This is a genomic window from Ruegeria sp. SAZA006 (assembly GCF_059613465.1).
In genome coordinates this window covers 228166-247102 of sequence record NZ_JBXWSO010000006.1, presented here as the reverse complement: position 1 = coordinate 247102, position 18937 = coordinate 228166, and the positions used below count along the sequence as shown (strand labels likewise).

18 protein-coding genes are annotated in these 18937 nt (G+C 61.6%); 16 read left to right on the top strand and 2 right to left on the bottom strand.

The features are described 5' to 3' along the window. Positions 1 to 73 precede the first annotated feature (73 nt). The 10 genes from AC2FNZ_RS08340 to AC2FNZ_RS08295 all read left to right on the top strand — a co-directional run bounded on the left by AC2FNZ_RS08340 (position 74) and on the right by AC2FNZ_RS08295 (position 11501). Positions 74 to 3493: an indolepyruvate ferredoxin oxidoreductase family protein gene (locus AC2FNZ_RS08340; protein ID WP_496840176.1), complete on the top strand. Its 3420-nt coding sequence runs from the start codon at positions 74 to 76 to the stop codon at positions 3491 to 3493. Positions 3494 to 3569: 76 nt separating this feature from the next. Then, on the top strand, positions 3570 to 4448 hold the full coding sequence (locus AC2FNZ_RS08335; protein ID WP_093961968.1) for a lysophospholipid acyltransferase family protein: 879 nt from the start codon (positions 3570 to 3572) through the stop codon (positions 4446 to 4448). An 8-nt stretch (positions 4449 to 4456) separates the two neighbouring features. Then, positions 4457 to 5266, top strand: a complete 810-nt coding sequence (locus AC2FNZ_RS08330) for a glutamate racemase (RefSeq protein WP_093961969.1) — start codon at positions 4457 to 4459, stop codon at positions 5264 to 5266. Positions 5267 to 5359: 93 nt separating this feature from the next. Further along, complete coding sequence (gene argC, locus AC2FNZ_RS08325) at positions 5360 to 6388, top strand: N-acetyl-gamma-glutamyl-phosphate reductase (protein ID WP_093961970.1); 1029 nt, start codon at positions 5360 to 5362, stop codon at positions 6386 to 6388. A 7-nt stretch (positions 6389 to 6395) separates the two neighbouring features. Further along, complete coding sequence (ccmE, locus tag AC2FNZ_RS08320; RefSeq protein WP_093961971.1) at positions 6396 to 6842, top strand: cytochrome c maturation protein CcmE; 447 nt, start codon at positions 6396 to 6398, stop codon at positions 6840 to 6842. Between the two features lie 138 nt (positions 6843 to 6980). Continuing rightward, positions 6981 to 7592 (top strand): holin-associated N-acetylmuramidase, encoded by a 612-nt coding sequence (locus tag AC2FNZ_RS08315; protein WP_496840175.1) that lies wholly within the window; start codon positions 6981 to 6983, stop codon positions 7590 to 7592. Continuing rightward, entirely contained in the window at positions 7583 to 8161 is a 579-nt protein-coding gene (locus AC2FNZ_RS08310) for a holin family protein (RefSeq protein ID WP_496840174.1), read from the top strand. Before AC2FNZ_RS08315 ends, AC2FNZ_RS08310 begins: the two co-directional genes overlap by 10 nt. Before the next feature lie 75 nt (positions 8162 to 8236). Then, positions 8237 to 10201: a heme lyase CcmF/NrfE family subunit gene (locus AC2FNZ_RS08305; RefSeq protein ID WP_496840209.1), complete on the top strand. Its 1965-nt coding sequence runs from the start codon at positions 8237 to 8239 to the stop codon at positions 10199 to 10201. Beyond that, positions 10198 to 10653, top strand: a complete 456-nt coding sequence (locus tag AC2FNZ_RS08300; protein ID WP_093961975.1) for a cytochrome c-type biogenesis protein — start codon at positions 10198 to 10200, stop codon at positions 10651 to 10653. The genes AC2FNZ_RS08305 and AC2FNZ_RS08300 overlap by 4 nt, the downstream gene beginning before the upstream one ends. A 71-nt stretch (positions 10654 to 10724) precedes the next feature. Next, on the top strand, positions 10725 to 11501 hold the full coding sequence (locus AC2FNZ_RS08295) for an enoyl-CoA hydratase-related protein (protein WP_496840173.1): 777 nt from the start codon (positions 10725 to 10727) through the stop codon (positions 11499 to 11501). Positions 11502 to 11504: 3 nt separating this feature from the next. Here AC2FNZ_RS08295 and bmt read toward each other — a convergent pair whose 3' ends face one another. Next, the gene (gene bmt, locus AC2FNZ_RS08290) at positions 11505 to 12518 is read right to left on the bottom strand and encodes a betaine--homocysteine S-methyltransferase (protein ID WP_496840172.1); all 1014 of its coding nucleotides are present in this window, start codon (positions 12516 to 12518) and stop codon (positions 11505 to 11507) included. Between the two features lie 118 nt (positions 12519 to 12636). Then, complete coding sequence (locus AC2FNZ_RS08285; RefSeq protein WP_496840171.1) at positions 12637 to 12954, bottom strand: DUF1476 domain-containing protein; 318 nt, start codon at positions 12952 to 12954, stop codon at positions 12637 to 12639. 188 nt (positions 12955 to 13142) lie between these two features. Here AC2FNZ_RS08285 and purC point away from each other — a divergent pair, with 188 nt between their 5' ends. The 6 genes from purC (at position 13143) to AC2FNZ_RS08255 (ending at position 18934) form a co-directional block, all read left to right on the top strand. Beyond that, positions 13143 to 13898 (top strand): phosphoribosylaminoimidazolesuccinocarboxamide synthase, encoded by a 756-nt coding sequence (purC, locus tag AC2FNZ_RS08280; RefSeq protein ID WP_496840170.1) that lies wholly within the window; start codon positions 13143 to 13145, stop codon positions 13896 to 13898. Positions 13899 to 14045: 147 nt separating this feature from the next. Beyond that, positions 14046 to 14714 carry a MarC family protein gene (locus AC2FNZ_RS08275; protein ID WP_496840169.1) on the top strand — a complete coding sequence of 223 codons (669 nt, stop codon included), beginning with the start codon at positions 14046 to 14048 and terminating at the stop codon, positions 14712 to 14714. A gap of 129 nt (positions 14715 to 14843) precedes the next feature. Continuing rightward, positions 14844 to 15074 carry a phosphoribosylformylglycinamidine synthase subunit PurS gene (gene purS / locus AC2FNZ_RS08270; protein ID WP_093961981.1) on the top strand — a complete coding sequence of 77 codons (231 nt, stop codon included), beginning with the start codon at positions 14844 to 14846 and terminating at the stop codon, positions 15072 to 15074. A gap of 34 nt (positions 15075 to 15108) precedes the next feature. Continuing rightward, a complete protein-coding gene (gene purQ / locus AC2FNZ_RS08265; RefSeq protein WP_170339318.1) occupies positions 15109 to 15777 on the top strand; it encodes a phosphoribosylformylglycinamidine synthase subunit PurQ in 669 nt (222 codons plus the stop codon). 36 nt (positions 15778 to 15813) lie between these two features. Further along, positions 15814 to 17586: a sensor histidine kinase gene (locus AC2FNZ_RS08260; protein ID WP_093961983.1), complete on the top strand. Its 1773-nt coding sequence runs from the start codon at positions 15814 to 15816 to the stop codon at positions 17584 to 17586. Positions 17587 to 17599: 13 nt separating this feature from the next. Then, complete coding sequence (locus AC2FNZ_RS08255) at positions 17600 to 18934, top strand: sigma-54-dependent transcriptional regulator (RefSeq protein WP_093961984.1); 1335 nt, start codon at positions 17600 to 17602, stop codon at positions 18932 to 18934. Positions 18935 to 18937 lie beyond the last annotated feature (3 nt).

Sequence of the window (18937 nt, the reverse complement as noted above, 5' to 3'; positions counted from 1 at the left end):
GTATACAGGTCAGAAATTATGACCTAAAATGACGTCAAATGCAGCACACTATTCCGACGTGGGGAGGCGTCTGATGAGTCAGCCAAAGATTTCGCTCAACGACCGTTTCGATCTGACCAAAAGCCCGGTGCTTTTGAATGGCACGCAGGCGCTTGTTCGTCTGATGATGATGCAGAAAGCCCGCGATGCCGCCGCGGGTCTCAATACTGCCGGTTTGGTCACCGGATACCGGGGGTCTCCGCTGGGTGCGGTCGATCTTCAAATGTCACGCGCCGAAAAGCAATTGGCCGAGTGCGATGTGACCTTTCAATACGGTCTGAACGAGGACCTGGCCGCCACAGCCCTGTGGGGCAGCCAGCAGGCGGGTTTGCGCGGCGATGGAAAATATGACGGCGTTTTTGGCCTGTGGTACGGCAAGGGGCCGGGCGTGGACCGGTCCGGTGACGTGATGCGCCACGCCAACATGGCCGGCAGCGCCAAGCATGGCGGCGTGCTGATGGCGATGGGCGACGATCACACGGGCGAAAGCTCGACCGTGCTGCACCAATCGGAATGGTCGCTGGTCGACATGTACATGCCCGTGGTCAGCCCGGCCGGAGTGCAGGAAATCCTCGACTATGGAATCTACGGCTTTGCCCTCAGCCGGTTTGCCGGGGTCTGGGTCGGGCTCAAGACGATGAAGGACACGATCGAGGTGACCTCGGTCGTGGATGGCCGGCCCGATCGGATGCAGCTGGTGACGCCGGAATTCGACATGCCCGAGGGCGGGCTGAACATTCGGCTGGGCGACACGCCGCACCTGCAGGAGGCGAGGATCATCGACTACAAGCGGTTCGCGGCCGAGGTGTTCTCGCACGCCAACCGGATGGACCGGCGGGTCTGGGGCAAGCCCGGCGCCAAGATCGGCATTGCCGCGGCGGGCAAGAACTGGCTGGACCTGGTGCATGCCATGTCGCTGCTGAACATCGATGAGGCCGAGGCCGAACGGCTGGGCATCACCACCTACAAGATCGGCCAGACCTTCCCGCTGGACATGAAGGGGTTCCATGACTGGGCCGAGGGGCTGGACCTGATCATCATCGTCGAAGAAAAGCGCAAGCTGATCGAGGTGCAGGTCAAAGAAGCGATCTTTGACGACCGTCGCGGACGTCGCGTGTACGGCTGGTACAAGGGCGGGGCAGGCACGCTGCACCGCGAAGAGCTGTTCCCGACCCGTGGCGCGCTTGATCCGATCATGATCGCCGAAAAGCTGGGCGAGATCCTCATCGAGGAAGGCCGCGAAACCGACGGAATCCGCGCAGGGCTGGCCAGCCTGCAGGAAGCGCGGCGCAATGACAACGCGCAAGAGATCGCGACGCGGCTGCCCTATTTCTGCTCGGGCTGCCCGCACAACACCTCCACCAAAGTGCCGGAGGGCAGCCGGGCCTATGCCGGCATCGGCTGTCACTACATGGTGCAGTGGATGGATCGCGAGACCACCGGCTTTACCCAGATGGGCGGCGAAGGTGCCAACTGGATCGGTGAGGCGCCGTTCTCGACCACGAAACACGTGTTCCAGAACCTGGGCGATGGCACCTACAACCACTCGGGCGTTCAGGCGATCCGGGCGGCGCTGGCGGCCGAAACCAACATCACCTTCAAGATCCTGTTCAACGACGCGGTCGCCATGACCGGCGGGCAGGAGAACGAGGGCCATCTGACCGCCGAGCGCATCGTGCGTGAGGTCAAGGCCATGGGCGTCCAGCATGTGGCCGTCGTCTATGACGAAAAGGAAGACGTGAACTTCAAGGCGCTGCCTGGCGACGTGGAAACCCACGAACGGGCCGAGCTGATGGCGGTTCAGAACAAGTTCCGTGAGATCGAGGGCGTGTCGGTCATCGTCTACATCCAGACCTGCGCCGCCGAGAAACGCCGCCGCCGCAAGCGCGGTACCTTCCCGGACCCGGACAAGCGGGTGTTCATCAACTCGGACATCTGCGAAGGCTGCGGCGATTGCGGGGTGCAGTCGAACTGTGTCTCGATCGTGCCCAAGGAAACCGAGCTGGGACGCAAGCGGGCGATCGACCAGTCCAGCTGCAACAAGGATTTCTCGTGCCTCAACGGGTTCTGCCCGTCCTTCGTCACGCTGGAAGGCGCCAAGATCCGCAAGGAGGCCACCACCGAGATCGACATCCCGCATCTGCCGCAGCCGGTTCTGCCGCGGATCGAGGGCACGCATAACGTGGTCATCACGGGCGTCGGCGGAACCGGCGTCGTGACCATCGGGGCGGTTCTGGCGCAGGCCGCGCAGATCGACGGCAAAGGCGCGGGCATGATGGAAATGGCCGGGTTGGCGCAGAAGGGGGGCGCGGTGCATATCCACTGTCGCCTGGCCAACAAGCCCGAGGACATCAGCGCCATCCGCGTGGCTACAGGCGAGGCGCATGCGCTGATCGGCGGCGACCTCGTGGTGTCGGCCGGGGCCAAGACGCTGGGTCTGACGCGCACTGGTCAGACCGGCGCGGTGGTCAACAGCCACGAGATCATCACCGGCGATTTCACCCGCAACACCGAGTTCCACATTCCGGGCGACCGGCTGGAACTGGCGCTCGAGGCGCGGCTGAAGGACGGACTTGCCCTGTTCGACGCGACCGAGTTGGCACGCGCGGTGATGGGCGATTCGATCTATTCCAACATGATGGTGTTCGGGGCGGCGTGGCAGCGCGGTCTGCTGCCGGTCAGCCACGAGGCGATCATGACCGCGATCGAGCTGAACGGCGCCGCGGTCGCGCGCAACAAGCGCGCTTTCGAGGTCGGCCGCTGGGCGGTTTTGCACCCCGATGAGGTGGCGCGCATCGTGCCCCCCTCGGTGACCGAGTTGCCCAAGACGCCCGAGCAGGCCATCGCCTTCCGCGCCGATCATCTGGTGGCCTATCAGGGTAAACGATTGTCAAAACGCTATCTCAAGCTGGTCGAGTCGATCGAAGACCCGAGGGTCCGGGATGCCGTCGCGCGTGGGTATCACAAGCTGTTGTCCTACAAGGATGAATACGAAGTGGCCCGCCTGCTGCTGGATAGCCGCGACAAGGCCGCCGCCGAATTTGACGGCGACATCAAGATGACCTTCCACCTGGCTCCGCCGATCCTGGGGGGCAAAGGGCCGGACGGGCGTCCGCGCAAACGGCAGTTCGGCGAATGGCTTCTGGGGCCGATGAAGGTTCTGGCAAAGCTGAAGGGACTGCGCGGCACTCCGCTGGACATCTTCGGCTATACCGCCGAGCGCCGGATGGAGCGGGCCTTGATCCGTCAATACGAGAAGGACATGAAAGAGGTCCTGCCCAAGCTGGATGACAACACCCGCGATGCGATTGTCGCGCTGGCGCGGTTGCCGCTGGACATCCGCGGTTTCGGTCCGGTATTGGCCGCCAACGAAGCCAAGGCCGCCAAGCGGCGCGAGGAACTTCTGGCCGTAATCCGGCAAGGAGGGACCGAGACGCGGGCCGCGGCCGAGTAACGTCATATCGGTGTCATGGAGGCGCGGTAGGGTTCCCGTCCGCGCCGTCCGATGACGGCCACGCCGGAGACCCGTGATGAAATCACGTCGCCAAGTCGCTCGGGACATTTCCTACGCCCATTCTGCTGAGACGCGGGGTGGGCGCATGGTTATCAAACTTATGGAGAACACGACCGGTCGGCTGCGCTTGATCCGGCGTGCCGAAGGCTACGAGCGCGAGGTCGCCAATGGTCGCGATTTCTGGTCGGTCATGGTCGAACGTTACGGGCTGAGCCTGAACGTGGTGGGTGGGGCGCTGTCAAACATCCCCAAGGACGGCCCGCTGATCCTGATCGCCAATCACCCCTACGGGATTCTTGATGGGCTGATGATGGGGCATGTACTGTCCCAGACCCGTGGAGATTTCCGGATTCTGGCCAACCATGTGTTCCACAAGGCCGAGGATCTGAACCGGATCATCCTGCCGATCTCCTTCGATCAGACCAAAGAAGCGATGCGGCTGAACCTGCAGACCCGAAAAACCGCCTTGGATTATCTGGGGCAGGGTGGGGCAATCGGGATTTTTCCCGGCGGTACGGTCAGCACGGCGGCCCGGCCGTTCGCGCACCCGATGGACCCGGGCTGGCGCGGTTTCACCGCGCGGATGGTGGCCAAGTCGAACGCCACCGTGGTGCCTTTGTTCTTCGATGGCCACACCTCGCGCCTGTTCCAGATCGCCAGCCATCTGCATGTGACGCTGCGCATGGGTTTGCTGATCAAAGAGTTCAAAAAGCGCGTCGATACCCCGGTGGATGTGGTCGTGGGGCAGCCCATCGGCCGCGACGTTCTGGACCCATTGGCCGGCGATACACGCAAGATGATGGATTTCTTGCGCAAAGCCACGTATGAGCTGTCTCCAAAGCCGCTGAAGTCGTATGACTATGGCTATGAATTCGAGGAACGGCATCGCGCCTGAAGGGGCAAATGGCAGTAGGCATCTTTGATTCTGGATTGGGCGGGCTGACCGTCCTGAACGCCGCGCAGACACGTCTGCCGGAGGTGGATTTCCTGTACTACGCGGACAGCGCGCACGCGCCTTATGGCGTGCGCGACGCCGAGGATATCTACAACCTGACCCGAAACGCCGTGCAGGACCTGTGGTCGCGCGGCTGCGATCTGGTGATTCTGGCCTGCAACACGGCCAGCGCTGCGGCGCTGCGGCGGATGCAGGAAGAGGGCGTGCCCCAGAGCAAACGCGTTCTGGGTGTGTTTGTCCCGCTGATTGAGGCACTGACAGAGCGTCAGTGGGGCGACAACAGCCCCCCGCGCGAAGTGGCGGTCAAGCATGTGGCCCTCTTCGCGACACCGGCGACGGTGGCCAGCCGCGCGTTCCAGCGTGAACTGGCGTTCCGCGCTATCGGCGTCGATGTTGAGGCGCAGGCCTGCGGTGGCGTGGTCGATGCTATCGAGGATGGTGACATGATCCTGGCCGAAGCCCTTGTGCGGAGCCATGTGGACGCGTTGAAGCGCAAGATGCCGCACCCGCAGGCTGCGATCTTGGGCTGCACCCATTACCCCTTGATGGCCGAAGCCTTTCAGGCGGCGTTGGGCCCGGACGTCCAAGTCTTCAGCCAGGGCGACCTGGTGGCCGAAAGCCTTGCGGATTATCTCCAGCGGCATCCGGATATGCTGGGCGGGGGTGAGGCGGGTTACCTGACCACAGGCAATCCGCAGAAGGTCAGTGACCGGGCAACGCAATTCCTCCGACGACAGATCACCTTCAAGGCCGCCTGACTTAGGTCAAGGACCGGCCCCTGTCATGAATTTATTCGGTACCTGTCATGTCGGCGGGTGCCAGACGTGTCACATAAATCTACGAGGTCTGACATGACCCACAAAATCGCAATCCTGGGCGCTTCGGGCTATACCGGTGCCGAGTTGGTGCGGCTGATCGCTGAGCACCCGAACATGGAAATCACCGCCCTGGCGGCCGAGCGCAAGGCCGGGCAGACCATGGCCGAGGTGTTTCCGCATCTGCGCCATCTGGATTTTCCGCGTCTGTGCAAGATCGAGCAGATCGACTTTGGCCAGATCGATCTGTGCTTTTGCGCGCTGCCGCACAAGACCAGTCAGGAGGTCATCCGGGATTTGCCCTCCGACCTCAAAATCGTTGATTTGTCGGCGGATTTCCGGCTGGCCGACCCCGACGAATACGAGAAATGGTATGGCAATCCGCATGCCGCACTCACGCATCAGGATGAGGCCGTCTACGGCCTGACCGAGTTCTACCGTGAGGACATCCGCGCTGCGCGGCTAGTGGCTGGCACCGGGTGCAATGCTGCCACGGGGCAGTATGTGCTGCGGCCGTTGATTCCGGCCGGTGTTATCGACCTGGATGACATCATTCTTGATCTGAAGTGCGCCGTCTCAGGAGCGGGGCGTGCGCTGAAAGAGAACCTTCTGCACGCCGAACTGAGCGAGGGCACCAACGCTTATGCCGTCGGTGGTACCCACAGGCATCTGGGCGAGTTCGATCAGGAGTTCTCGAAACTGGCGGGCCGCGCGGTTCACATCCAGTTTACGCCACACCTGATCCCCGCGAACCGGGGCATTCTGGCGACCTCATATGTGAAGGGTGATCCGCAGAGCGTTTATGAAACGCTGTGTGCAGCCTATGCAGACGAGCCCTTCATCCACATGCTGCCTTTCGGCGAGACGCCTTCGACCCACCATGTACGCGGGTCGAACTTCTGCCATATCGGCGTCGTTGCTGACAGGATCGAACGGCGTGCCATCGTGATAGCGGCGCTGGATAACCTGACAAAAGGTAGCAGTGGGCAGGCCTTGCAGAACGCAAACCTGATGTTAGGTGAACCCGAAACGACGGGGCTTATGATGGCCCCACTGTTCCCATGAGGGCAAGATGAAGACGCTGAAGAAACGTCGTCGTGTACAGATCATTTTGTTGGCTTTTGTGGCTTTGGCCCTGGCGACGGGCCTGATCGGCTATGCCATGCGAGACGGGATCAACTATTTCCGCTCGCCCACCCAGGTGATCGCCGAACCGCCGGCGCCGAACGAGGTGTTTCGCATCGGTGGCTTGGTCGAAGAAGGCTCGATCGTACGCGGGCAGGGTGAAACCGTACGGTTCACCGTCACCGACGGAGGTGAGAGCGTGAAGGTGGCCTTCACCGGTGTCTTGCCTGATCTGTTCTCCGAGGGTCAGGGGATGGTCGGCACCGGAAGCTACGTTGATGGTGTGTTCCAAGCCACTGAAATTCTGGCAAAACACGACGAGACCTATATGCCGAAAGAGGTCATTGATGCCTTGAAGGAGCAGGGCGTCTACGAAGAGCCGGCAGACAGCTGACATTGTACAGTCATCAGTAGGCTGGCTGAATGAGTATTGAAGGGCGTTGCGTGATCTGGTCGTGCAGCGCCCTTTTTCATTTCATGGACTTAAGGATTTCACCGGACCGTATGCCGCAATGGAACACAGAGGTGCAGCATGCAGTCGGTTCAGCAGATTGCCAACGAGATCGTAGCCCGCGAGGGCGGCTTCGTCGATGATCCGGATGACCCGGGAGGGGCCACGAAATACGGTGTCACAATCCACACAATGCGACGGTTGGGCCTTGACCTGACGCGTGACGGCACGGTCGATCGTCGCGACGTGATGGCGCTTGGCCGGGATCAGGCTGTCCCGATTTTCATCGCGCATTACTTTCAAAAGCCCGGTCTGGCACGGGTACCCGACGCGCTGCAGCCGACGCTGTTCGATATGTACGTGAATGCGGGCGGACAGGCGGTGCGCATCCTGCAGCGTCTTTTGGTGCAGATGGGATTTTCGCTCGTCGTGGATGGCGTTCTGGGGCCGCGAACGGCTGGGGCATGCGAACAGGCCGCAAAACCCGATCCGGTGGTGTTGCGCGACGCGTATGGGGTGGCACGAAGGAACTACTATTTCCGGCTGGCTGACCGACGTCCGGCCTTGCGCAAATACGTGCGCAGCCGCAACGGTGGGAAAGGGGGTTGGATCCGCCGGGCCGAGGAGTTTCTATCTCCGCCCTATCACCTGAGCATGGCCGAGTTTCAGCAAAGGATAGCCGCATGGGACTGATCGCAGGTGTTTTTGATCTTCTGTTCGGGGGTGGGCGCAACGTGGTGCGCGAAACTGCAGAGGTGTTTCGCGAGAACTCGGAGGCCGGTGCGGAACGCGTTGTTGCGCTGCGTGGACAGGCGATGAACCAGTTCGGCGCGGAATTCGAGGTTCCTCGCAAAGGCGGGTTTGACCGTTTCATGGACGGTTTGAATCGGTTGCCAAGGCCTGCATTGGCGCTGGGGACATTGGGTTTGTTCGTGGCCGCGATGGTCGACCCACTTTGGTTTGCGGCGCGGATGCAGGGAATTGCGCTGGTGCCCGAGCCGCTGTGGTGGCTACTGGGCGTCATCGTGTCGTTCTATTTCGGAGCGCGGCACCAAGCGAAGGTTCAGGACCTTCAGCGTGATATCTCAGTCACGATGATGCGGGCGCCACAGGTCATGGCCAACTTGCGGGCTCTTCACGAGATGCGAGCGGACAGTCCGGGAGCCGCCGATCCGGGACCGGATGCGGAACTGACGGCAGAGGTGATCATCCCAGACGAAAACCCGGCGCTGGAGGACTGGCGGCGTCTACAGCGCGCTTGACCCGCGACACTATGTGCGCCTGATTGCGGCGAAAGTGATTGGCGCTTGCCCGGGCGCGGGATTATACCCGTGCCCATGATTACCGAGCTTGGACATTTCGCCCTCATCCTGGCCTTCATGGTGGCCATAGTTCAGACAGTCGTGCCATTGATCGGCGCTGCAAAACGCTGGCCGTCATGGATGCTGTTCTCCGAGCCCGCGGCTATTGCGCAGTGTCTGCTGACAGGATTTGCCTTCACTGCGCTGGTGTGGGCCTTTGCGACCTCGGATTTCTCGCTGCGGATCGTGGTGGAAAACAGCCATTCCCTGAAACCGATGCTGTATAAGATCAGCGGAACCTGGGGAAACCACGAAGGTTCGATGCTGTTGTGGGTACTGATCGTGGCGCTTTTTGGCGCAACGGCTGCGCTTTTCGGCCAGGGTTTGCCACCCACGCTCAAGGCCCGTGTCTTGGCGATGCAGGCCGCAATCGGGGTGGCGTTCTACGCCTTCATCCTGTTTACGTCGAACCCGTTTGACCGGCTTCCCGTGGCGCCGTTTGACGGCCGCGATCTGAACCCCTTGCTGCAGGATCCCGGTTTGGCATTCCATCCGCCGTTTTTGTACCTTGGATATGTGGGCCTGAGCATGGCATTCAGTTTTGCCGTCGCAGCCCTGATCGAGGGGCGGGTGGACGCGGCGTGGGGTCGGTGGGTTCGACCGTGGACACTGGCAGCCTGGATATTCCTGACCATCGGCATCGCTTTGGGGTCGTGGTGGGCCTATTACGAATTGGGTTGGGGCGGATTCTGGTTCTGGGATCCGGTGGAAAACGCGTCTTTCATGCCGTGGCTTCTGGCCGCCGCCCTATTGCACTCGGCCATTGTGGTCGAAAAGCGCGAAGCCTTGAAAAGCTGGACCATTCTGCTGGCGATCATTGCGTTCGGCTTTTCTCTGATCGGCACGTTTATCGTGCGCTCGGGCCTTCTGACGTCGGTTCACGCATTTGCAAACGACCCTGAGCGCGGTGTGTTCATCCTGTTCATTCTGGTGGCGTTCATTGGCGGCGCGTTGATCCTGTTCGCCGCCAGGGCCCAGGCGATGGAGGCCAAGGGGCTGTTCGGAATGGTCAGCCGTGAAAGCGCATTGGTGCTGAACAATATCCTGCTGGCTGTCAGCAGTTTTGTCGTGTTCTTCGGGACCCTGTGGCCGATGGTGGCCGAAATGATGTTCGACCGAAAGCTTTCGGTCGGGGCACCGTTCTTCAACGCGGCCTTTACGCCGTTCATGGTAGTGCTGGGCATCGCATTGCCGCTGGGCTCGATGCTGCCGTGGAAGCGCGGCAGGCTGGGCCGCGTCGCATGGCAGCTGCGCTATGCGTTTGTTCTGGCCGTTTCGCTGGCCATACTGGTTTGGGTGCTGCAGACGGGCCGCAGCGCGCTTGGCCCGGTTGGTTTGTTCCTTGGCGCATGGATCACCTTCGGCGCCGCGGTCGATCTGTGGAGCCGCACAGGCCGCACCGGCGGTTTCCGGCGTCTGATGCGTCTGCCGGGTGCGGATTGGGGCAAGGCGATCGCCCATACCGGTCTGGGGGTCACGATCTTTGCGATTGCCGGCCTGACCGCCTGGGAGGTCGAGGACATCCGTGTTGCACGTATCGGCGAGACCTTCGACGTGGGCGGTTTCTCGTTCACTTTGGACGGTGTGCGCGAGGTTGAGGGGCCGAACTATTTCTCCACCATGGCCGACGTGCAGGTTCAAAAAGATGGTCGAGAGATAGCTACGCTGAACCCGGAAAAACGTACCTATCCGGTGGCCGCCATGCCCACGACAGAAGCCGCGATTGACTACCGTTTTCTGCGTGATGTCTACGTGGTCATCGGGGATCAGCAGGACGATGGCGGCTGGGTCATGCGTACTTACATCAAACCTCTTGCGAATTGGATTTGGGGAGGCTGCATTCTGATGGCTCTGGGCGGATTGTTCAGCTTGTCTGACCGCCGCTTCCGAGTGGCCGCAGGCGCGCGCAAGGCCCCGGCAGGCGGGGTACCGGCGGAATGAAACGTCTGATCGTTTTGTTGTTGTTGCTGGCATCGCCGCTGATGGCGGTCCAGCCGGATGAAGTCCTGGACGATCCGGCGCTCGAAGCCCGAGCGCGAGACATCAGTACGGGCCTGCGTTGTCTGGTCTGTCGAAACGAAAGCATCGACGAAAGCAACGCGGAACTGGCCCGTGACCTGCGAATTCTGCTGCGCGAACGGCTGGTCGCGGGCGACACCGATGAAGAAGCGGTTGCCTATATTGTCGACCGCTACGGAGAATACGTGCTACTCAAACCCACGACCACGGGGGCGAACCTGCTGTTGTGGCTGGCAGGGCCGGCCATGCTGTTGATTGCGGCGGGTCTGGGGTGGAACTTCCTGCGCGGTCGTGCGCGGGTTGAGGAGACCTCCGCCGTAGACGGATTGAGTGACGACGAGAAAGAGCGCCTGCGCCGGATTCTTGAAGACTGACGTGCGGTTTGCCTTTCCCTTGCGCGGCATTTGCGTCAGGGTTCGGGAAATTCTGCGCATGTGAGGACTTCATGGAATACGAAACGGTGCTTTTGGACATCACGGACGGTCTGGCTGTGGTCACGCTGAACCGGCCGAACAAGATGAACGCGCTTACGACGAAAATGCGCGCCGAGATTACCCATGCGATGAAAAAAGCCGCTCATGACGCGCGCGCAATCGTTCTGACGGGCGCAGGCCCGGCGTTTTGCTCCGGCCAGGATCTGGGCGATGCGTCCAGCACCGGCAAGATCGATCTGGAGCGCGCGCTGCGCGATGAATATGAACCGATGCTGGAAGCCGTTCATGATTGTCCGGTGCCGACGATCGCGGCCGTGAACGGTCCCGCGGCGGGGGCAGGGGCCAACCTGGCCCTGTGTGCCGATGTGGTCATTGCGACCGAAAGCGCCTATTTCCTGCAAGCCTTTGCTCGGATCGGTCTTTTGCCGGACGCCGGCGGAACTTGGTTCATGCCGCGCCAGATGGGTCTGGCCAAAGCGATGGGTGCGGCCCTGTTCGCCGACAAGATTTCTGCGCGTCAGGCCGACCAATGGGGCATGATCTACGAGGCGGTTGCCGACGATGAATTCGCCGCGCATTGGCGCAAGCGCGCCGAGTACCTGGCCAAAGGACCGACTGCGGGCTTTGCCGCGATCAAAAAGGCGATGCGAGGCACCTACGAAAACACATTGCCGCAACAACTGGCGACCGAGGCGCACCTGCAGGGAGAATGTGGGCGCACCCGTGACTTCGCCGAAGGCGTGGTGGCATTTCTGGAGAAACGCGCGCCCCGGTTCGAGGGGCGCTGAGGATTAGGCCCGGCGGCGGCGGCGCGCGCGCCGTTCGGGCATCGCCTCGTCCCCGGTTCCGTCACTGGCCGACGAGAAAGGCCCCAATATCGCGGTGATTTGCTCGAGCGAGGGACGGGCGCCACGGGGTTCAGTGTCCAGTGCCTTGCGCATCTCACGCAGGTGCGCTGGCATCGTACCGCAGCAACCGCCGATGATGGTCGCACCTGAATCTCGCGCCATGGCTGCGTAGCGCCCCATGAGCTCGGGTGTACCGTCGTAGTGGATGTGGCCATCGACATATTTCGGAATGCCAGCATTGCCCTTGGAGATCAGGGGGCGTTCGGTTCCCTGAGCCACAAAACCCAGAACCGTGCGCAGGATGTCGGATGCGCCGGTGCCGCAGTTGGCGCCAAAGGCGATCGGCGGGTTGGGCAGGGTTTCGACCAACTGCGCCAGGTCGGCCGAGGTCACGCCCATCATGGTGCGCCCGGCGGTGTCAAAGCTCATGGTGCCGCACCAGGGCATGTCGGCCAGGGCAAAGGCCTCGGCCGCGGCGCGGAACTCCTCGGGTGCGCTGATCGTCTCCAGCCACAGCACGTCGACGCCGCCTTCTTTCAGCGCCTCGGCCTGTTCGTGGAACATCTCGACTGCCTCGGCATGGGTAAGGCTGCCCACGGGTTCCAGGATTTCCCCGGTCGGGCCGACCGACCCGGCAACCACCACCGGGCGCCCGGCGGCATCCGCCACCTCGCGTGCCAGTTCGGCGCCAATGCGGTTCAACTCGGCCACGCGGGTGTGGGCGTCGTGCAGCTTCAGACGTGCAGCCGTTCCCCCGAATGTATTGGTCAGGAACAGGTCACTGCCCGCATCCACCGACCCCCGATACAGGGCGCGGATCTTGTCGGGCTGGTCGGTGTTCCACAGCTCGGGCGCGTCACCCGATTGCAGCCCCATGTTGAACAGGTTCGTTCCGGTGGCGCCGTCGGCAAGAATGGCGTCCTTCGTTTCCAGCAGTCTGGTCAGCGCGTTGGTCATTGGAGATGTCCGGAGTTGTGGCCCCAAGGGCCAAAAATTTAGACGCCCCGTGTCGCATGACCGGGACGTCAAATCAAATTCATAATACTCATGAAGATCATGAGGTGGGCGGCATGCCTCAGTTGGCTTCGCTCATCACCTGAGCTTTGGCGTCGGGCAGCAGTTCCGCCATCTTGGCGCGGATTTCCTCGGGGCTGGACAGATCGCCCAGATCGGCGGCGACTTTGCGCACCACGTCTTCGTGGCCGGCCTCTTCGAAATCGGCGATCACGACGGATTTTGCATACTCGGCGGCCTCGTCGCCGCTTTTGCCCATTTTTTCCGCAGCCCACAGGCCCAGCAGCTTGTTGCAACGGGCTTGTGCCTTGAACTGCATTTCTTCGTCATGGGCGAATTTTGCTTCAAAGGCGTTTTCGCGTTCGTCGAACGTGGTCATGGGTTTTGGGCCTCTTCAAGTAAAAGTGTGTTTCCTGATGATATGACCATACGCGATGCTGGGTGCAAGGTATTTGCGCTGCGTCAAAGCCTCTCGGATGCATGAACTTGCGGGAAAGGGGGGCTTGCACTATGAGAGCGCCAACGCGATGGGACTCATTCCCTCGCCCCAGCCTGGAAAGGTCGCACATGGCGCGTCGCAAGAAGATTTACGAAGGCAAGGCCAAGATCCTGTACGAAGGCCCGGAACCGGGCACGATCGTGCAGTATTTCAAAGATGACGCCACCGCGTTCAACGCGGAAAAGAAAGACGTGATCGACGGCAAGGGTGTTCTGAACAACCGCCTGAGCGAATTCTTCATGACGGGTCTGAATCAGATTGGCGTGCCGACCCATTTCATCCGCCGCCTGAATATGCGCGAACAGCTGGTCCGCAGCTGCGAGATCATCCCGCTGGAGGTGATCGTCCGCAACTATGCCGCCGGGTCGCTGTCGAAACGGCTGGGCATCGCCGAGGGTACGCAGCTGCCGCGTCCGATCGTGGAATACTGCTACAAGGACGACTCGCTGGGTGATCCGCTTGTGACCGAAGAGCACATCGCCGCCTTTGGCTGGGCCAGCCAGCAGGATATGGACGACGTCCTCAGCCTGGCGCTGCGGGTGAACGACTTCATGAGCGGCGTGATGCTGGCCGTGGGTATTCGTCTGGTCGACTTCAAGATCGAGATTGGGCGCGTCTACGAAGGTGACTTCCAGCGCCTGATCATCGCTGATGAGATCAGCCCGGACAGCTGCCGACTATGGGATGTCGAGACCGGTCAGAAACTGGACAAGGACGTATTCCGTCGCGATCTGGGCAGCTTGACCGATGCCTATTCCGAGGTCGCCCGCCGGCTGGGCGTTCTGCCGAAAAGCAACGTGAGCAAGCCCACCCTGATCAACTGATCGCGCCGACTGGCAGGGCCTAACAAGGATGCGCTGCTCCTATTCGGAGCGGCGCATTTTTCATTGCGGGTTTGACACGTCAGGCCCCCGTCACGCATCTTCGGGTTGACCGACCAACCCGGTCCGCTAACCAAGGTGGCACACTGAATGAGCGCGTTGTTCGATCAAGCGGTTTTCCTGAAATTTCTGGCGGCCGTGCTGGCCATATTCAACCCGCTCTACAACATCCCGATCTTCCTGAGCATGACGCGCGACTGCACACCTGCCGAACGGCGCAGGGTAGCCATGATCGTGATGGCCTCGGTGACGGTGATCGCGCTGATCTCAGTTGCAATCGGCGAAGAGGTGTTGGCTGTCTTCGGGATCGACGTTCCATCGTTTCGCGTGGCTGGCGGGCTGATTATTTTCGGGATCGGCATGTCGATGCTGAACGCGCAAGACAGAGCGCCGGGCGATCAGGCCGCGGTGGTCGATGGTCACGTGCGCAAATTGAACTTTGCCGTTGTTCCGCTGGCGATCCCGTTGACAATCGGCCCGGGGACGATTGCCGTGACGATCGTGTTCTCGCATCAACTGTCCGATGGGGCCGAACTGGTGACCCTTGGCTCGGCGATCCTGATCGCCTGTTTCATCGTCGGGCTCGGCCTGTTGTTTGCCGACAGCATCTCGCGTCTTGTGGGTGAGACGATGATCAACGTGCTGACCCGGATCATGGCGATCCTGCTGGTTGCCGTGGCCGTCGAGATGGTTCTGACCGGCATCTTCAACGCGGTTGATGCACATTATCCCGGCCTGACCGGCAGCGTGGTCAATTGATTTCCGCAAGATGAACCGCCTGCGGTCATTCGACCGCATCACAAAGGCTTGTTCTGCGCGGTCAGTCGCGCTATCCCCCGCGCAACGGAACAGGCCCCGGCGCGGCGGGCCACAGGTGGAGTTGCAACGATGAAGGCACGGGTGCACGTAATGCTCAAGAACGGGGTTCTGGACCCGCAAGGCGAGGCTGTGCGCCACGCATTGGGCGCACTGGGGTTCGACAAGGTGCAGGGCGTGCGGCAGGGCAAGGTGATTGACCTGGAACTGGCCGATGGCGCAACCGAGGCCGATGTTGCCGAAATGTGCGAAAAGCTGTTGGCCAACACGGTCATCGAGCGTTACGAGATCGAACTGGTCTGAGTTCTCTGACCGTCATCCCCAAGGAGGGTTTCCCATGCGCGCAGCGGTTGTCGTTTTTCCGGGGTCCAACTGTGACCGGGATCTTGCCGTCGCCTTTGAGCAGGCCGGATTTCAGGTCGACATGGTCTGGCACAAGGATGCCCAATTGCCGCAGGGCGTGGACATCGTGGGCGTGCCGGGCGGGTTTTCCTACGGCGATTACCTGCGCTGCGGTGCGATTGCTGCGCAGTCCCCGATCTGCAAGGCGGTGGTCGAACACACCGAACGGGGCGGCTATGCCATCGGCATCTGTAACGGGTTCCAGATCCTGACCGAGACCGGCATTCTGCCGGGCGCGCTGCTGCGCAATGCCGGCTTGAAATACATCTGTCGAACCGTCGGGCTGAAGGTTGCGACCAGCGACAGCGCCTTTACTCAGGGCTACAACGCCGGAGACGTGATTCAGATTCCGATCGCACATCACGATGGCAACTACTTCGCTGATGACGAAACCATTGCCCGCCTGCGGGACGAGGATCGGATCGCCTTCAGCTATACCGACAACCCCAACGGCTCGCGCGGGGATATTGCAGGGATCTTGTCGCACAACCGGCGCGTGCTGGGCATGATGCCCCACCCCGAGCGGGCGGCGGACGAGGCGCATGGCGGCACCGACGGAGTGGCGCTCTTCCGCGCATTGTCGGGTGTGCTTACACCTGCGTGACTTGAGGTCGTGGGCGCGGAAGCGTAGCTTCGGTGCATGAGTTCCGACGCGCAATCAGGCTGGACAAATCTATTTGGCCGCGGTGCCCCTTTGGGGTGGCGCTTGCGGCTGGCCGTGTTCGTGTTGCTGGTTGCTGCTGCGGCAACGGTCTGGGTCACCAACAGCCTGCTGACAAATCGGTTCACGGAATCGACCCGTAACAGGGCTGAACTGCGTCTGGCCCTTTATTCCGGCAACCTGCTGAGCGAATTGCGTCGAAACGCCATCGTTCCACAATTGCTGGCCCGGGACCCGACCTTGATTTCTGCCTTGCAGTCAGCCGATTTTTCCCTGTCTACTCAGCGGCTTTTGTCCTTTGTTGAGGAAATCGGCGCAGCATCGCTGATGCTGCTGGATCGGGATGGTCGGGTCGTTGCCGCAACAGACCGCAATCGACTGGGCGAGTCCCATCGAAGTGACCCGTATTTCGTGAATGCCGTCAGGTCGAACGCAACGATCTTTTCGGAGATTGCGCGCGAGACCGGTAGTTATGGCTTTCTCTACTCCCGCAGGATCGAGGCCGGGTCGGAAATTCTGGGCGTGATCGTGGTCGAGGTTGATCTGCGCAAGTTCGAAAACGCCTGGGCCGGGATCTCGGACGCGGTCATGGTGACCGACAGCACCGGAACGATCATTCTGTCCACCGAACCCCAGTGGCGCGGCCTGAACGAGACAGAGGCGTTGTTGCGGCAGCATCCGCAGGGTGCCATCCAGCGCGCAATTCGGGCGACTACCGATTGGACGGCCTTGCCGCCGGACGCCTACGTTGCGGGTGAGGCCGTAATGCGGATGGAGACCCGCATCCCGTTCCGCGGCTGGAAGATGACCTCGTTCACGACCTATTCCTCGATCCGCGAAAAGGTGAACAGCGTGCTGGCGCTCGAGATCATGGGGTTTGCGATTCTCCTGGCGCTGACCTTCTATGCACTGAGCCGCAGGGCCACGTTCCGCATGGCGCTGTTCCAACGCGAGTCGGCGGAGCTTCGCGCATTGAACGCAAGGCTGCAGCGCGAAATCGCCGAACGCGAACGGGTTGAAAAGACGCTGGAAGTGGCGGAACAGACGCTGGCGCAAAGCTCGAAGTTGGCAGCCCTGGGCGAGATGTCGGCGGCCGTCAGTCACGAGTTGAACCAGCCGTTGGCGGCGATGAAGACCTATCTGGCGGGCGCGCGGCTGTTGCTGCGCCGAAACCGCCCCGAAGAGGCGCTGGCCAGCTTTGGTCGGATCGACGGTCTGATCGAGCGGATGGGCGCGATCACGCGGCAGCTCAAGTCTTATGCCCGTAAGGGCGCGGACGCGTTTTCACCCGTAAATCTTGGGGAGGCGTTGGCCTCATCCCTGTCAATGATGGAACCGCAGCTGCGCCAGAGGCAGGTCAAGATCACCCAGATTCTTCCCGAAGAGCCTGTGATCGTGATGGGAGATCGGATGAGGATCGAACAGGTTATGGTCAACCTGTTGCGAAACGCGCTCGACGCCACCAAATCTGTTGCAGAGCCAGAGGTCGAGATCATTCTGGCCGCAGGCGAGACCGCCGTGCTGGCGGTGCGCGACAATGGCCACGGGATCGAGGATATCGAGAACCTGTTCGAGCCGTTCTACACCACCAAGCGGCCCGGAGATGGGGTCGGCTTGGGTCTTGCCATCTCGTCCGGGATCGTGAACGACCATGGCGGACGGCTGACTGCGCGCAACGGCCAGAATGGCGGCGCGGTATTCGAGATGCAACTGCCCATTTTGGGACATGACGGCCTTGAGGCCGCAGAATAACGAGGACGTACCTATGGCACAGGCCATGAAAATTGCCATCGTGGATGATGAACAGGACATGCGCCAGTCGATCAGCCAATGGTTGGCGCTGTCCGGCTATGACACCGAAACCTTCGCCAGCGCCGAGGATGCGCTGAAGGTTCTGGGGCCGGATTATCCGGGGATCGTGATCTCGGACATCAAGATGCCCGGTATGGATGGCATTCAACTTTTGAAAAAGCTGATGGGTGCAGACAGTACCCTGCCGGTGATCATGATTACCGGTCACGGCGACGTTCCGATGGCGGTCGAGGCGATGCGGGTGGGGGCGTTCGATTTTCTGGAAAAGCCGTTCAACCCCGATCGGATGTCGGAACTTGCCAAACGCGCCAGCAACGCGCGGCGGCTGACGCTGGACAACCGGGCGCTGCGGCGCGAGCTGTCGGGCGGCACCCAGATAATGAACAAGCTGATCGGTGCCAGCCCGGTGATGGAGCGCCTGCGCGAGGATATTCTGGACCTGGGCCAGGCCGACGGGCATGTGCTGATCGACGGCGAAACCGGCACCGGCAAGACCCTGGTGGCGCACGCGTTGCATGCAGTGGGCAGCCGGGCGGGCAAGAAATTCGTTCTGGTCTCCTGTGCCGCGCTCGAGGAAGAGGCGCTGGCCAAGCGGTTGTTCGGCCCCATGATGCCGGAGGACACGCAACTGCCCGCCATCGAGGAAGCCCGCGGCGGTACTCTGGTGCTGGAGGACATCGAGGCGCTGAGCGACACGCTGCAGGCGCGCTTGCTGAGCGTGATGAACGAGCAGGGGACGCCGGCTGAAACCCGGATCGTTGCGATCTCGAACCTGCAGGAAGCTGGCAAGACCAGCGAGGACGTGCTGCGGCCCGATCTGTTTTACCGGCTGGCGGCGCTGCGGATCACCATGCCGCCGCTGCGGCAGAGAGGCGAGGATATCCTGACGCTGTTCACCCGGCTGAGCGAGCAGTTTGCCGAGGAATATGGTTGTGAGGCGCCGCAAGTCAGTGCCCAGGAGGCCGCGCAGCTGCTGCAGGCCCCGTGGCCGGGCAACGTGCGCCAGTTGATCAACATCGCCGAACGCGCGGTTCTGCAGTCGCGGCGCGGTTCGGGCACCATCGCGTCACTGTTGATGTCCGATCACGAAGAGATGCAGCCGGTGATGACCACCGAGGGTAAGCCGCTGAAGGAATACGTTGAGGCGTTCGAACGGATGCTGATCGACAACACAATGCGGCGCCACAAGGGATCTATCGCTTCGGTGATGGAGGAACTTTGCCTGCCGCGCCGGACTTTGAATGAAAAAATGGCCAAGTACGGGTTGCAACGGGCGGACTATCTGTAGGCG